The sequence below is a fragment of the Rahnella sp. P4_A8 genome, assembly GCF_056402435.1.
On record NZ_JBFUHK010000001.1, the window covers coordinates 47169 to 62617 of the forward strand.

The 15449-nt window shown below is 53.2% G+C and carries 11 protein-coding genes; 6 read left to right on the forward strand and 5 right to left on the reverse strand.

Annotated features, from left to right (window positions below; translation table 11 throughout):
- On the reverse strand, positions 1 to 816 hold the full coding sequence (locus tag AC1DUO_RS00200; RefSeq protein WP_119261651.1) for a mannosyl-3-phosphoglycerate phosphatase-related protein: 816 nt from the start codon (positions 814 to 816) through the stop codon (positions 1 to 3).
- Between the two features lie 214 nt (positions 817 to 1030).
- On the opposite strand from AC1DUO_RS00200, the gene smrA reads away from it, so the two are divergent.
- A complete protein-coding gene (smrA, locus tag AC1DUO_RS00205; RefSeq protein ID WP_015689944.1) occupies positions 1031 to 1597 on the forward strand; it encodes a DNA endonuclease SmrA in 567 nt (188 codons plus the stop codon).
- A gap of 114 nt (positions 1598 to 1711) precedes the next feature.
- Entirely contained in the window at positions 1712 to 2752 is a 1041-nt protein-coding gene (gene apbE / locus AC1DUO_RS00210) for an FAD:protein FMN transferase ApbE (RefSeq protein WP_119261650.1), read from the forward strand.
- A 46-nt stretch (positions 2753 to 2798) separates the two neighbouring features.
- Here apbE and glgX read toward each other — a convergent pair whose 3' ends face one another.
- The gene (gene glgX / locus AC1DUO_RS00215) at positions 2799 to 5081 is read right to left on the reverse strand and encodes a glycogen debranching protein GlgX (RefSeq protein WP_013575558.1); all 2283 of its coding nucleotides are present in this window, start codon (positions 5079 to 5081) and stop codon (positions 2799 to 2801) included.
- Positions 5082 to 5293: 212 nt separating this feature from the next.
- Here glgX and AC1DUO_RS00220 point away from each other — a divergent pair, with 212 nt between their 5' ends.
- A complete protein-coding gene (locus tag AC1DUO_RS00220; protein ID WP_015689943.1) occupies positions 5294 to 6238 on the forward strand; it encodes a 2-hydroxyacid dehydrogenase in 945 nt (314 codons plus the stop codon).
- A gap of 192 nt (positions 6239 to 6430) precedes the next feature.
- Positions 6431 to 7384, forward strand: coding sequence for an HTH-type transcriptional regulator Cbl (gene cbl, locus AC1DUO_RS00225; RefSeq protein ID WP_013575556.1), 954 nt, complete (start codon positions 6431 to 6433; stop codon positions 7382 to 7384).
- A gap of 127 nt (positions 7385 to 7511) precedes the next feature.
- Here cbl and AC1DUO_RS00230 read toward each other — a convergent pair whose 3' ends face one another.
- Both AC1DUO_RS00230 and AC1DUO_RS00235 read right to left on the reverse strand, forming a co-directional pair.
- Positions 7512 to 9455 (reverse strand): exoribonuclease II, encoded by a 1944-nt coding sequence (locus tag AC1DUO_RS00230; protein WP_013575555.1) that lies wholly within the window; start codon positions 9453 to 9455, stop codon positions 7512 to 7514.
- A 149-nt stretch (positions 9456 to 9604) separates the two neighbouring features.
- Complete coding sequence (locus tag AC1DUO_RS00235; protein WP_119261649.1) at positions 9605 to 11911, reverse strand: FdhF/YdeP family oxidoreductase; 2307 nt, start codon at positions 11909 to 11911, stop codon at positions 9605 to 9607.
- A 458-nt stretch (positions 11912 to 12369) separates the two neighbouring features.
- On the opposite strand from AC1DUO_RS00235, the gene AC1DUO_RS00240 reads away from it, so the two are divergent.
- Positions 12370 to 13539 carry a serine hydrolase gene (locus AC1DUO_RS00240; protein ID WP_037034044.1) on the forward strand — a complete coding sequence of 390 codons (1170 nt, stop codon included), beginning with the start codon at positions 12370 to 12372 and terminating at the stop codon, positions 13537 to 13539.
- A 254-nt stretch (positions 13540 to 13793) separates the two neighbouring features.
- Complete coding sequence (gene oxlT, locus AC1DUO_RS00245) at positions 13794 to 15053, forward strand: oxalate/formate MFS antiporter (RefSeq protein ID WP_013575552.1); 1260 nt, start codon at positions 13794 to 13796, stop codon at positions 15051 to 15053.
- Between the two features lie 107 nt (positions 15054 to 15160).
- Here the strand turns inward: oxlT and AC1DUO_RS00250 are convergent, their stop codons facing one another.
- Positions 15161 to 15388, reverse strand: coding sequence for a hypothetical protein (locus AC1DUO_RS00250; protein WP_013575551.1), 228 nt, complete (start codon positions 15386 to 15388; stop codon positions 15161 to 15163).
- Between the last annotated feature and the right edge of the window lie 61 nt (positions 15389 to 15449).

Genomic DNA, 15449 nt, shown 5'->3' on the forward strand with positions numbered 1-15449 from the left:
TCAGAGAAGGGTAATAAAATGATTCAGCCCCTGACTCCAGCCGCGCGGGCCAAATTCATCGGTGCGAAAAACCTGTGTCACATCGTCTCGCTGTAGCGGCATTTCATGCTCATGATGGCCTTTGATCACCACGGCGTAATTCACCGCTTCCAGCATAGATAAATCATTAGGGCCATCTCCCAGACCTATGCTTAACACCGGATGACCGCGTTTTTGCTGATAGCGCGCCGTTAACCATTGCACCGCCTGACCTTTACCGGCACCAGCCCCCATTACGTGCCAGAAACGCCCGCCGCGTGTCAGTGACAGGCCTTCGCGCGTGAGACATTTTTTCAGGTGCGCGAAATCCAGATCATTACCGAACCAGATCAGCGGTTCAGAAGCGTCACGTTGCATCGCCAGTGCCGCGTCCTTGACCGCCAGTCCGGTCCAGACTGCGACCTGTTTCGCCGTAACATCACCAAAGCCGCGAAACTCAAAATCATAACGCTGGCGTAGTTCCACTAAAACCTGGCGGATCTCGCGATAACTCGCGCCGGAAAGGTGAAACGGCGCGGCGTCCTCATCCCGCCAGTCAGGTGGCAGATGAATGATTGCGCCATTTTCTGCAATAAAAGGCTGCTGTGTCAGATTCAGATCAGCCTGCAGTTCCGCCACTTCGGCTGAGGTTTTACTGGTGGTTAAAATTAACGGAACCTGTGCCACCGAGAGTTTATCCAGCCAGGGCTGCGCGGGTTGCCAACTGTAATCATGATGGTCGAGCAGTGAGCCATCAAGGTCAGTGAAAATAATCAAGGGATCATCAAGGTAAGGCATTTTTTCTCCTCAATTGTGCCGGGGAACGCAAGCACAAGCTCACTGGTTTACTTCTTCCCCAGCAGCTAAGTATAGATATAAAAATGAGTTTTAACGGCGGGCAGGGCATTTCCGGAATTTTTACCGACGCAGTTCCGCAGGCGTGTGACTTTACCCGCAGCGGGTTTATGGCGATAATTTGGTGCAGTCCCCCCGCTGAAAAAGAGGTAAGCAGATGAGCGAAGATGATGATTTATTCAGTCAGGAGATGGCAGGTGTACAGCCACTGGCGTCGGATAAACGGGTGGTCTACCTCAAAAACTCAGTTGCGGGGCACAAGGTGAGTGCAGACCCTGAGTCGGAAATACGTGAGAATCCGCTGACTACCGGCTTTCTGAATATTCAGCCATGCGATGACCCTCTCGAATACAAACACGATGGCGTACAGCAGGGAGTGCTGGATAAACTCCGGCAGGGGAAATACCCGCTGGAAGCCAGCCTGAACCTGTTGCGCAAACCTGTTGAGCAGTGCCGTCAGGAACTGTTTGCCTTTTTCTGTCAGGCACAGGCTGAAAATTTACGCACCTTGCTGATTATTCATGGGCGTGGCCGCGAAGACGAAAGTCATGCGAATATTGTGCGCAGTTATATTGCCAAATGGCTGCAGCAACTGGATGACGTGCAAGCGTTTTGCGTCGCTGTTCAGAAAGATGGCGGTGCAGGAGCCTGTTATGTCGCACTAAAGAAAACCGCGCAGGCAAAACAGGAAAACTGGGAGCGCCACGCCAAGCGCAGCCGGTAATTTTTATTGCGCTATGGTTCAACGGTGCGTCCGTTGCAGCGTGGTTTAAGCATCACCCCTTACTGTCCTGATACTTTTCATGCCCGGCGACGGGCACTTAATCGAGTTATTTCCATGTTCTCAATACCGGTTTATCTGCGCTGTACACTTGTGTTGTGCGGCGTCAGCCTTTTATCTGCCTGTGATCGTCATATTCCTGAGCCGCTGGTGATTGAGGGCAAAACTATGGGCACGTTTTATCGTGTCAGTCTGGCAGGAGTGGATAAAAACCGGGAACCGGCGCTGCGCGAACAAATTGAAGCACAGCTTAAAGAAGACGATCATCAGCTGTCGACTTACAAAGATGACTCCGTACTGTCACGTTTTAATCAGTATCAGGGCAACGTGCCGCAGCCGATCAGTGAAGGAATGGCCGATGCGATTGTTACCTCCATCCGGATTGGCAGGCTGACCGGTGGCGCGATGGATATTACTGTCGGCCCGCTGGTGAATCTGTGGGGATTCGGGCCGGACAAACAGCCGGTAAAAATCCCGACAACGGAGCAAATCGATGCCGCCCGCGCCCGCACGGGTTTACAGCATCTTAAAGTGATCCAGCAAAATGACGGGCAGTACCTGCAAAAAGATTTACCCGGGATGTATGTCGATCTCTCGACCGTGGGCGAAGGCTACGCTACCGATCATCTGGCACGTTTAATAGAAGGCAACGGCATCAGCAATTATCTGGTGTCTGTCGGCGGAGCGGTGGTTTCCCGCGGGCATAACGCGCAGGATAAACCCTGGCAGGTGGCAGTTCAGAAACCGACGGACAAAGAAACTGCGGTGCAGGCGATTGTTGATTTGCAGGGCATGGGGATCAGCACTTCCGGCAGTTATCGTAATTATTACGAACTGAACGGCAAACGCCTTTCACACATCATTGATCCGGCGACCGGTTCGCCGATCACGCACAAGCTGGTGTCAGCCACGGTGATTGCACCGACCGCACTGGAAGCGGATGGCTGGGATACCGGCCTGATGGTACTTGGCACGAAGAAAGCGCTGGCGCTGGCTGAGCAACAGCATCTGGCGGTGTATCTCATCACCAGAGAAGGCGACACGTTTAAAAGCTACATGTCTCCACAATTCAAAGCCTATCTGAAAGATCCGGAGTAGGTTTTCGCTGCTTCAGATCCTCCTTGTCTGAAGCAGCGCCAAAGTCTTAGTGTTTCGCGGTGCTGATCAGCTCGAACAACACGACAGTGCGGGAGGTGCAGACGTACTCGCGGCCAAACTCAAAGTTGTGCTCGTTGATGTCGTCCGGCTGGAAGGTATCGAAAATATGTCGCCAGCTTTCACCGTGCGCCACCGAAGGCAAGGTGAACACCACGTCTTCGTGTGACGCGTTGAACAGCAGCAACACGGTGCTTAGTGAGCCCTGGCGAACCAGACCGGTGGGCTGGGCGCGCCCGTCAAGCAGCATCGCAATGCATTTGGCATGCGGATCTTTCCATGCCGCATCCGTCATTTCCGGCCCCTGTGGCTGGAACCAACTGACATCTTTCACTCCCAGTTTTTCATGCAATGCGCCCGTCAGGAAACGTCCGCGATGCAATATCGGGAAGCGCTTACGCAGGGCAATGAGCCGGTAGGTGAATAGCAACAACGACTGACCTTTGTCTCCAATATCCCAGTTCACCCAGGCAATCTCTGTGTCCTGACAATAGGCGTTATTATTGCCGTTTTGCGAGCGGCCAAATTCATCACCCGCAAGCAGCATCGGCGTTCCCTGAGAAAGCAGTAACGTCGCCAGCATATTACGCATTTGCCGCAACCGCAGTTCATTGATGGCCGGATCGTCAGTCGGGCCTTCCACACCATAGTTGGCCGAAATATTGTTATCGCTGCCATCCTTGCCGTCTTCGCCGTTCGCTTCGTTGTGTTTACTGGCATACGACACCCAGTCATTGAGCGTGAAACCATCATGGGCAGTAATAAAATTCACGGAAGCATAAGGCTTGCGGCCCCGGTGATTAAACAGATCTGCTGAACCGGAAAGCCGTGTGACAAACTGCGCCAGTTGGCCCTCGTCGCCACGCCAGAATTTGCGCACCGTGTCGCGGAACCGGTCGTTCCATTCCATCCAGCCCGGCGGGAAGCCGCCCACCTGATAGCCGCCGGGACCGCAATCCCAGGGTTCGGCGATCAGTTTGCACTGACTGAGGATCGGATCCTGACGGCAGGTGTCGAGAAAACCGCAGCCCTCATCAAAGCCATAGCTTTCACGTCCGAGGATCGTCGCCAGATCAAAGCGGAAACCATCGACCTGCATCTCGGTTGCCCAGTATCGCAGCGAGTCTGTGACCATCTGTAATACGCGCGGATGACTGAGATTGAGCGTATTACCGGTACCGGTATCGTTAATGTAATAACGCTTATTGTCCGGCATCAGCCGGTAATAGCTGGCGTTATCGATACCTTTAAAAGACAGCGTCGGACCCAGCTCGTTACCTTCAGCGGTATGGTTGTAAACGACATCCAGAATGACCTCAATACCCGCAGCGTGCAGGGTGGCGATCATTTGTTTGAATTCGTTGACGGTATGCGTTGCCATATATTGCGGATGCGGCGCAAAGAAACTCAGCGTGTTGTAGCCCCAGAAATTATGCAGACCTTTATCCTGCAAGTGCCGGTCATCGGTGAAGGCGTGGACCGGCATCAGCTCGACAGACGTGACCCCGAGAGAACGGATATAGTCCACGATATGCGGCGTGCTCATGCCGGAAAACGTGCCGCGCAAATGCTCAGGTACTGCCGGATGGCGCATGGTATAGCCGCGTACATGCGTCTCATAAATCAGGGTTTTTTCCCAGGGGATATGTCTTTTACGTGAACGGGCCCACGAGAATGCCGGATCAATCACCCGGCATTTAGGCAAAAACGGTGCGCTGTCACTGTTATCGATGTGCAAATCTTTCTTTGGGCTTTGCAGGTCATAGGCAAACAGAGCATCGTCCCATTTCAGTTCGCCGACAATCTGCTTGGCGTAAGGGTCGAGCAGTAACTTGGCGGGATTAAACCGGTGACCATCGTGCGGCGCATAGGGACCATGCACGCGATAGGCATACAGCAGGCCAGGACGGGCATCCGGCAGATAACCATGCCAGACTTCATCGGTATATTCCGGCAGTTCGATCACATCATATTGCTCGCCGTTTTCGTTAAAAAGACACAGTTCCACCTTGGTGGCGTTGGCTGAAAACAGTGCGAAATTTACGCCCAGCCCGTCCCAGGTCGCCCCCAGAGGCACCGGCAGTCCTTCGCGTACCCGTGTGGTGTGTCCGGAATCGAAACTGCGCACAATTTCACCGTCGCTGTAAGGCTCGATAATACGTACGCCAAACTCATCTACTGCAATATCAACCTGTAAATGCGCCGGAAGGGTGCGGATTGCTTCCGTTGTTACGGCAGGTTTACTTATCTTGCTGGATCGGGCCTTTGCCATACTTGACGTCACTCCGTTTCAGGGAAATCTGACAAAAATTGCCGAAAAGGGCCGTCTGCGTTCACGCAGACGATAACAACGAGTGTAGACCGGACTTCGTAACTTCTCCCGTAAACCGCCGAAAAGCTGTACAAGAGGAAGGGCTTCGTCGATAGTGAAAGCGAAAAAGCTAGCCTGCTAGTTATTGTCTGACTTTATCCAGAGGAATCTCCATGACCATCGCGTTGCTCAGCCATGTTGAACTTGATGCTGGCTATCCTGACCGGTTCGAAGCGGCCGGTTTTACTCTCTTTTTTGCGACGACGCCTGAACAACGTGCGAACCTTGAGCCGCAGATTGCTCAGCAAATCCGTGCGGTATTAACCATTGGCAGCATCGGACTAAGTGCAACTGAAATGGACGCGTTACCGGCGCTGGAAATCATTTGTGCACAGGGTGTGGGGTTTGAACATATTGATGTCGCGGCTGCAAAACAGCGCGGTATTCACGTCACGAATGGCCCCGGCACCAATAACGCTTCTGTCGCTGACCATACACTGGCGCTGATGCTGGCGGTCACGCGGAAAATCCCGCAGTTTGATGCTGCTGTACGTACGGGAGAATGGAAAAAAACGCGCTGGAATACGCCGGGAATGGCGGGTAAACGTCTGGGAATTATCGGGCTGGGAAATATCGGTGCATTGATTGCCCGCCGCGCGGCGGGCGGATTTGATATGGCGATCGGGTATCACAACCGGCGTTCGCTGGAAGACAGCCCGTACCGTTATTTCCTCACCATCACTGAGCTGGCTGAGTGGGCTGATTATCTCGTGGTGGCGACGCCGGGCGGCAAAAATACCGCCAGGCTGGTGGATGGCAATATTCTGCGCGCGCTGGGGCCGGAAGGGTTTTTGATTAATATTGCGCGGGGAAGTGTGGTGGACAGTGCCGCGCTGATTGCCAGCCTGCACAATAACGAAATCGCCGGTGCCGCACTGGATGTGGTGGACGGCGAGCCGCAGGTGCCGGCGGAAATGCTCACGCTGGATAATCTGGTGATCACGCCGCACGTCGCGGGGCGTTCGCCGGAATCAGTAGAAAATATGCTGACCCTGGTGTTATCAAATCTTGAGGCGCATTTTGGCGGCAAACCGGTCTTGACGCCGGTGCCAGAGTAAGCCGCTGATTGTTACCGTTTTGCTGAGAATGCTTTAAAAACGCTGCTTGCCGGCGTTTTTTTATGGCAGCCAAAAAACAGACACCTGATTTCTATAGTCGTAAAAAGCATAAGTAACCGCTTTTTCTTATTTGTCTGGCATAGCAACAGATCGTAACAATAGGGTTTTCGGCAAGCAAAGAGGCAGACAGCGGTGAACTTTCAACAACTCAAAATTATACGGGAATCAGCGCGATGCAATTACAACCTGACCGAAGTATCGAACATGCTGTTCACGTCGCAGTCAGGTGTCAGCCGTCATATCCGCGAGCTGGAAGATGAGCTGGGCGTTGAGATATTTATCCGTCGTGGAAAGCGCTTACTGGGGCTGACTGAGCCGGGTAAAGAGTTGCTGGCAGTGGCCGAGAGAATTCTCAATGAGGCGCAGAATATCCGCCGTCTTGCGGATGTTTTCTCTAAAGAAGATGCGGGCGTGCTGACCATCGCCACCACTCACACTCAGGCGCGTTACAGTTTGCCTAAAGTCATCAAAGCCTTCCGTGCAATTTATCCGGGTGTACGCCTCGAGTTGCATCAGGGCTCGCCACAGGAAGTGCTGACAATGCTGCTGAGCGGGCAGGCGGATGTCGCCATCGCCAGCGAAAAGCTGATGAATGATCCGTCAGTCGCCGCGTTTCCTTATTACCGCTGGCATCACGCAATTGTCGTACCGCAAGGGCATCCGCTGACGTTGCAACACCCGCTGACGTTACAACATCTGAGCGAACAACCGCTGATCACCTATCGTCAGGGTATCACTGGCCGTTCCCGTCTCGATGAAGCTTTCAGCCGTGCCGCGCTGACCGCCGATATCGTGCTGAGTGCGCAGGATTCTGATGTGATTAAAACCTACGTCGAGCTGGGATTGGGCGTGGGCATCCTGGCAGATAAGGCATTTGAAGCCGCCCGTGATACCGGCCTGCAGTTGATCAATGCCGAGCATTTATTTGAAGCCAATACGGTCTGGCTGGGACTGAAGAAAGCGCAATTGCAGAGAAACTACGTATGGCGGTTTATTGAGTTGTGTAATCCGGGTCTTTCTGTGAATGAGATCAAAGAGAAGGTATTTGCGACGGGCGGGGAGCCGGTGATTGACTATCAGATCTGAGGGGCAAGCTTTTCGCTCCTCCCCCTGCGAAGGAGGAGGCTGGGAGGGAGCTAACGGAGCTAGGTAAATTTTACATATAAAAAAACCGGTCATGAGACCGGTTTTTTCCCTTCGCTAAAAGCGAAACCTAGACTGCCGGTTTGGCGATCACATTGCGGTTTTCCATGCGAACTTCAGCAATGTTCACCTCAATGATGTCGCTCTGGCGGTAGGCCACTTCGCCTTTAATCAGGACAGTACCGGTATCGGCGCTGCACACCAGTTCGTCGCGCACGCTGTGCAGGAACGGAGCAGGGATGAACGCCACGGCACCGATATCTTGCAGACGTATGCGCAGGCCGCCGCGGGTGACATCGATAATTTCAGCACTGAATTTAACGTCAGTGCCGACTTTATCTTCCAGGTAACGGGCATACAACCAGTCACCGACATCGCGCTCGGCCATGCGGTTGGCACGACGGCGTTCTGCCAGTTGAATGGTCATGTCGTCCTGAGGTTTTTCAGCAGACTGTTGCAGGATCATCGCTTTCAGCAAACGGTGGTTCACCATGTCGCCGTATTTACGGATAGGTGATGTCCAGGTCGCATAAGCTTCCAGCCCCAGGCCGAAGTGCGGCCCCGGAGTGGTGCTGATTTCTGCAAAGGTCTGGAAACGACGGATGCGACTGTCGAGGAACTGGGTTGGCAATGCATCAAGCTTACGGCGCAGAGCGCAGAAGCCCGGCAGGGTCAGCAGTTCTTCAGCGTTGGCTTCAACGTCATTCGCCTGCAGCACGGTGACCGCGTTTTCCACCAGCAGAGGATCAAAACCGGTATGCACGTTATAAACGCCGAAACCGAGGCTGTCGCGCAGGGCGATAGCGGCACAGACGTTGGCGGCAATCATCGATTCTTCAACGATGCGGTTAGCAATGCGGCGATGCTCGGCGATGATTTCCAGCACGTTACCTTTCTCACCCAGCACGAAGCGGTAATCAGGACGGTCTTTAAATACCAGTGCATGTTCGGTACGCCATGCGCTGCGCACGTCGCAGACGCGTTTGAGCAGGCGGATCTGTGAGGCGATCACCTCACTGGCCGGTTGCCATTCGCTTTTCTCATCCGCTTCCAGCCAGTCAGACACGTCGTCATAAGCCAGTTTGGCTTTCGACTCGATAGTCGCCGCGAAGAAACGAATGTCGCTGCCCAGTGTGCCATCTGCGCCTACCGTGACAGAACACGCCAGAACCGGACGGCTGACGTCCGGCCACAGGGAACAGATATCATCGGACAATTCACGCGGTAGCATCGGGATGTTGAAGCCCGGCAGATAGTTGGTGAATGCGCGTTTTTTCGCAATGTTGTCCAGCTCGCTGCCTTCGCTGACGTAAGCCGTCGGGTCAGCAATTGCGACAGTCATTTGCAGGGTGCCGTCGCTGTTGTCTTTCACATACAGCGCGTCATCCATGTCCTGCGTACTGCCGCTGTCGATAGTGACAAATGGCAGGGCGGTCAGGTCTTCGCGGGTCAGGCCTTCATCGCGTAGCTCGGCAATGTCAGATTTCGGCGCTTCACGTTCAAGGTTATGACGTGCCAGCGTGACCCACCACGGCGCAAGATCGTCGGCGCCGGTGGTGATCCATTCGGTGATTTCAGCCTGGAAGCTGTGGTCGCCTTCTTTCAGCGGGTGACGGCGCATTTCAGCCACACACCAGTCGCCGTCATTCACTTCATGATTGATGCTGCGGGCAACGCGGCACTGAATAGCATCACGTAATAAAGGATGATCCGGAATGATAGAAAGACGGTCGTCTTTCTTCGTTACGCGGCCAACAAAACGGCTGAGAAAAGGTTCAACCAATGTTTCCGGCTGGACGACTTCACGCTCTTTTTCGGTTTGCAGGGAAGCGATAACGCGATCCCCGTGCATGACTTTTTTCATGTACGGAGGCGGAATGAAATAGCTTTTTTGACCGTCTACTTCAAGAAAGCCAAAGCCTTTCTCAGTGCCTTTTACGATGCCTTCGACACGCGGAGTCTGAGAGTGAAGTTGCTGTTTTAGCTGCGCGAGCAGCGGGTTATCTTGAAACATATCGTCCAGAGAATTGGGGGTTAATGTGGCTCGATTAGCGGCAGACAGTTTTACGCGATCTGACCCCTTCGGGCAAGCGGCATCTGCCCCTTTCGCCTCATAACCCTGAAGCGAAAGGGGAGATTTGCGCGATGTCGCGCAAGTACGACTTATGCGATACGTTGCAGGTCCACTTTTTGTTCGCAGCGACGGATAGTCACCGGTACGGCTTTGGAGGTCGGGGTGTGGGTCTGGTCACCAAAACTGGACATCGGCACCAGCGGGTTGGTTTCCGGATAATAAGCCGCCAGGTTACCGCGTGGAATATCGTAGCTGACCAGTTTAAAACCGGTCACTTTGCGCTCAATGCCGTCGTTCCACAGCGTTTCGATTTCCACCAGTTCACCGTCTTTCAGGCCCAAGTCCACCAGATCCTGCGGGTGAATGAACAACACTTCACGCTGGCCGTAAACACCACGGTAACGGTCATCGAGGCCATAAATGGTGGTGTTGTACTGGTCGTGAGAGCGTAACGTTTGCAGGGTGAACGGCGCATTCTGGTCGCCCATCGGGATCAGCACTTCAGGCAACGGTGATGCACTGAAATTGGCCTTGCCACTCAGGGTGTTGAATTTCAGCTCTGCTGCCGCATTACCGAGATAGAAACCGCCTTTGATATCGCAGCGCGCATTGAAATCCCGGAAGCCCGGAATGGTGGCTTCAATATGCTCGCGGATAAGATTGTAATCGTCAGCCAGCGCCATCCAGTCGAGGTATTTATCACCCAGAACGGCATTAGCGATACCGCAGACAATCGCGGTTTCAGAACGCTGTTCTTTGGATAACGGAATGCCTACGCCTTCGGAGGCATGTACCATGCTGAATGAGTCTTCAACGGTGATGAACTGCGAACCGGTCGCCTGCATATCCAGTTCGGTACGGCCCAGCGTTGGCAGGATCAGCGCTTCTGCACCTGGCGTCAGGTGTGTACGGTTCAGTTTGGTGCTGATCTGAACGGACAAATCCAGATTGCTTAGCGCCTGTTCTGTACGCGGAGTATCCGGTGCCGCCGCCGCCAGATTACCGCCAAGGCAGATCAGGACTTTGGCTTCTTTACGCAGCATGGCTTCCAGCGCTTCAACGGTGTTATGGCCCGGGACACGCGGTGGTGTGAATTTGAAGTGGCTTTCCATCGCATCGAGCAACGCTTTTGGCGCTTTCTCATCGATACCCATGGTGCGGTTACCCTGCACGTTGCTGTGACCGCGCACCGGACACAACCCGGCGCCAGGTTTGCCAAGCTGACCAAACAACAGTTGCAGGTTGGTGATTTCACGCACGGTCGGCACAGAGTGTTTATGCTGCGTCACGCCCATCGCCCAGGTACAAATCACCCGTTCGGCGTTCATATAAATGCTTGCCGCTTCGCGCAAGTCCTGTTCACTCAGACCTGACTGTTCAGTAATTTTTTCCCAGCTGGTGGCATCGACCACGGCCAGATACTCATCGACACCGGCACAGTTTGCCGCGATAAATTCTTCATCGAACAGGGAAGGCTGACCGGAAGCAATACGTTCGCGGTGTGTCTGCAATAACGCTTTAACGATACCGCGCACGGCAGCCATGTCGCCGCCAAGGTTTGGCTGGTAATAGGCGGCGCTGATACGACCGGCTTTCGGTGTCACCACTTCCAGCGGTTTTTGCGGATCGGCAAAACGTTCCAGACCCCGTTCACGCAGGGTATTAAAGCTGACCACTTTTGCCCCCCGGTCAGACGCATGACGCAGACTGTGCAGCATACGCGGATGGTTGGTGCCGGGATTCTGGCCGAAGACAAAAATGGCATCGGCTTTTTCAAAGTCATCCAGACGGATAGTGCCTTTACCGACGCCGATGCTTTGTTTGAGGCCCACACCGCTGGCTTCGTGACACATGTTCGAACAGTCAGGGAAGTTGTTGGTACCGAACATACGGCCGAACACCTGATACAGATAAGAGGCTTCGTTACTGGCACGCCCGGAGGTGTAGAAATCTGCCTGATCGGGACTTTCCAGCCCGTTAAGATGGCTGGCGATCAGTGAGAATGCGGCATCCCAGCTGATAGGCTCGTAATGGTCGGTGGTGCGGTTGTAACGCATCGGATGGGTAAGACGCCCCTGATATTCCAGGAAATAATCGCTCTGTGCACGCAGCTTACTCACACTGTGTTGAGCAAAGAACTCAGGTTCGACGGCTTTGCGGGTGGCTTCCCAGCTGACGGCTTTCGCACCGTTTTCACAGAAGCTGAATGTGCTGTGATTATCGTCTCCCCAGGCACAGCCCGGACAGTCAAAACCGCGACCTTTGTTAACACGCATCAGGTTACGCAGGTTAGAAAGGACCTTCTTACTGTCGAAGACGAAACGGGTGGTGGATTCCAGTGCTCCCCAGCCGCCGGCCGCGCCGTGGTAGGGTTTGATCTCAGTTTTGAATTTCATAGTTATGCTTCGCAGGTGGTTTTTGTCTTGTCTGTGAACAAACCGGATGATGAGTTGTTAACCGGATTGTTAATTTTATGTCACAAGTTTAGGAGCGGGTGACAAGAACGTCTAATCGAATGCTGTGATGGAGCGATAGGAATCCTCTATCGCAGGGAAATATCGGGGAATAACGGAAATTCCCCGCAAGGAAAGGGGCGCATCACCGTATTTCATCCCTGTTGAAAACAGCGGGTTGTGATAATAAAACCTGATTGCAGGCTCAGTGGCAGGTGTTGGTGGAAATTAACGCAAGTTGTAACAGAACCGTTTCACTATGAAATGGTTAGCAAAAGACTAAGGGTTTTTCTGCAGGGGGTTTTAGTGCAACCTATGCCGCAGATTTTATCCTATAGGTTTTTGATATATTGCCGAGTTTAATAATAGCCCGGCAATATGGCGTGTTTAAGGAAGATTCAGTGAAACGTAGTGTAATGAGTGTTTTATCTTGTGTATTGATGTTCTCCGCAGGCAGTGCGAAAGCTATCGCGCCACTGGATTTCCCTGTCGTGCCGCCAAGCATTGACGCCGCTTCTTTTGTGCTGATGGATTATGCCAGCGGTGATGTGCTGGCCGCCGGCAACCCGGATGAACGCCGTAACCCGGCCAGCCTGACCAAACTGATGACAGGTTATGTCATTGACCGCGCGTTAGATCATAAAAAAATCACCATGGATGATGTGGTGACGGTACCGCAGGAAGCCTGGGTCGCTGGCAATAAAAGTCTGGCCGGTTCTTCACTGATGTTTCTAAAGCCAGGTGACCATGTCACCGTGCGTGACCTGATCCGCGGCATCATCATTACTTCCGGTAATGACGCCTGCGTGGCCATGGCCGATTATGTGGCGGGCAGCCAGGATTCATTCGTAGGAATGATGAATCAGTACGTGGTGAGCATGGGGCTGACCAACACCCATTTCGAGACTGTGCATGGCCTGGACGCGCCGGGGCAATACACCACCTCTTATGATCTGGCGAAACTTTCCCGCGCCATTATCGGCGGGGAACCTGAGGAATATCATATGTATGCTGAAAAATCGCTGACGTATGACAACATCACTCAGCAAAACCGTAACGGCCTGTTGTGGGATAAAAACCTGCAGGTTGATGGCCTGAAAACAGGTCATACCGAAAGCGCCGGTTTCAACATTATTGCCTCTGCGACGCAGGGTGACCGTCGTCTGATCGCCGTCGTGATGGGCGGTAAAAGCTCAAAAGGCCGCGAAGAACAGGCGCGCAAACTGCTGACCTGGGGTTTCCGCGAATATACCAGTAAACAGATTTTCAAAGCTGATCAGACCGTTTCCAGCGAACATGTCTGGTTTGGTGCTAATGCACAGGTGAAGGTCGGTTCACTGAGTGATGTCTTTATCAGCGTGCCGCAGGCCGATGCCGATAAACTGAAAGCCCAGTACGTGCTGACCCGTCCGCAGATTGACGCGCCGCTGAAGAAAGGTCAGGAGCTCGGCAGTATTAATATCGTAGATAACGGCAAAGTCATCAAAACCGTGCCGCTGGTCGCACTGGAAGATGTCGCAGAAGGCGGGATCATCAGCCGTGCGATTGATTATGTGAAGCTGAAAATTTAACGTCTGTTCCGCTGGTCAAAACGCAAAAAGAGCCTGCCCGAAAAGCAGGCTCTTTTTTTGCACCTGCTGCACCACAGTTGAACATTCTGCGGCACCGGGGCGACATCTTTATTCCTCCCCGTCGGACAGGGCAGGTGTAATTACCTGAAAATCCCATCGAATCAATGTGGCATGTTTGTTGCTGAGAACTTATTTCTTGCTAGCAATGTTAAAAATCTTTGGCTGGCGTTGACAGGAAATAAGGGAGACGACGAATGACAACATTGAATATGCCCATGACAATCGCGGCCAGCGCACGGTGGCGGCAGTTAGTTCTGGGGCTGATTTGCATGGCGGCGATTTCCAGTCCGCAATATGTCTGGACTCTGCTGACTAAACCGCTCGCGCTTAAACTGGGGGTTCCGCTGGCAGAGTTACAGGTTACGTTCTCGCTACTGATAATTCTGCAAACCTTCTTTTCTCCTTTTCAGGGCAGCCTGATTGAACGTTTTGGCCCGCGGAAACTGATTTCAATCGGCACGCTGTTATCAGGGTTCAGTTGGGTACTGGCGTCACAAGTCAGCAGTATTACCGGCCTTTATCTGGTCTATGGCTGCATCGGCGGACTAGGTACCGGCATTGTTTATGTCGGTGTCGTCGGGTTGATGGTGCGCTGGTTCCCGCATAAACGTGGCTTTGCGGCGGGAATGGTGGCTGCCGGATACGGAATGGGGGCGATTCTGACCACGTTCCCTGTTTCGACGTCACTGACCAGTCGCGGGCTGGAAAGTACGTTGATTATCTTTGGCGTTATTTTCGCCGTCATTGGTTTTCTGGCCAGCCAGGGATTACGGCTGCCGCCGTCGCTCAGCGAGCGTCAGGATGTGCCGGTCATGGTGACGGAGGGCAAACAGTACCGTCCGAAACAAATGCTCAGGCAGCCTTTGTTCTGGCTGATGTTTTTCATGATGGCGATGATGTCGACTTCAGGGCTGATGGTCACCTCGCAAATGGCGGTGTTTGCCCATGATTTTGGTATCACGGAAGCGGTGGTGTTTGGCATGGCCGCGTTGCCGCTGGCACTGACCATTGACCGTTTTACCAACGGGCTGACACGCCCGCTGTTCGGTTTTATTTCGGATAAATTTGGTCGTGAGCAGACGATGTTTATCGCATTTGCGCTGGAAGGCTGTGCGATGATTTTGTGGCTGATGTGCCGCGACAATGCTGTGTTGTTTGTTCTGCTGTCCGGCGTGGTGTTTTTTGGCTGGGGAGAAATTTTTTCCTTGTTCCCGTCAACGCTGACCGACACCTTTGGCAGTCAGAATGCCACTGCCAATTATGGCTGGTTGTATATGTCGCAGGGCATAGGATCCATTTTTGGCGGCCCGCTTGCGGCACTGATTTATCAGCACACGGGCGGATGGAACATTGTATTCACCTGCGCCATCACGCTGGATTTTGTCACCGCCATTCTGGCGCTCTGGGTACTGAAACCCTGGCGTGCCCGTTTTATGCAGGCAGCCCGTGACTGAATAATCCTAAACTAGCGGGGTCTGGAGACGTTGTCACAGAGGAATGTTAACAAGCTGTAATTCAGGTAAAGCAGCGGGGCGACCGGCTCACGGACGCCCCGAACGGCCTAAAACACTTTCGAAGAAAAATCCGTTTTCACTTCGCTTTCAATGTAGGTATTTAAACCCCAACCGGCGCGCGCCAGTTCCTTCATTTTTTCGAGATGTTCGGGGCCAGGATGGCGGATATCGTAGAGATAAACGTGATTGTTCTTGAAGCGGATTTTGATCGAGTTGGCATCAATCTGGAAGCTGACAACCTGTGAATCACCGCTTTTGTTGGCGTAATTTTCCATGCTGCATCCTGTTAGCTAAGCCTGATTTCGGGCGACATCTTCTATTAACCACGTCCGGAAT